This is a genomic window from Monashia sp. HAY1-2A (genome assembly GCF_056755315.1).
Map to the genome: position 1 here is coordinate 1 of NZ_JBNDHY010000860.1, position 230 is coordinate 230.

At 63.5% G+C, this 230-nt stretch carries 1 protein-coding gene; it reads left to right on the top strand.

Annotation, left to right across the window (positions count from 1 at the left end; all coding sequences use genetic code 11):
- A partial coding sequence (locus tag ACPYOM_RS24205; RefSeq protein WP_481347935.1) for a hypothetical protein occupies positions 1-230 on the top strand: 230 nt, incomplete at both ends.

Consider the following 230-nt stretch of genomic DNA (forward strand, 5'->3'; position numbering starts at 1 on the left):
CCCCCCCCCCCCACAAAAACAACACCCCCCCCCCAGATTACTACGCGTCTCGTGGGCTCGGAGATGTGTATAAGAGACAGGCCCTGCAGCTCCCCAAGGACACGTCGCCACAGCTCCGGCCGCAACCGCGACTTCCTCGTCGGCGAGACCGTGCGGCCGGAGCCTGTCTCTTATACACATCTCCGAGCCCACGAGACGCGTAGTAATCTAGGGGGTGGGGGTTTGGGTTG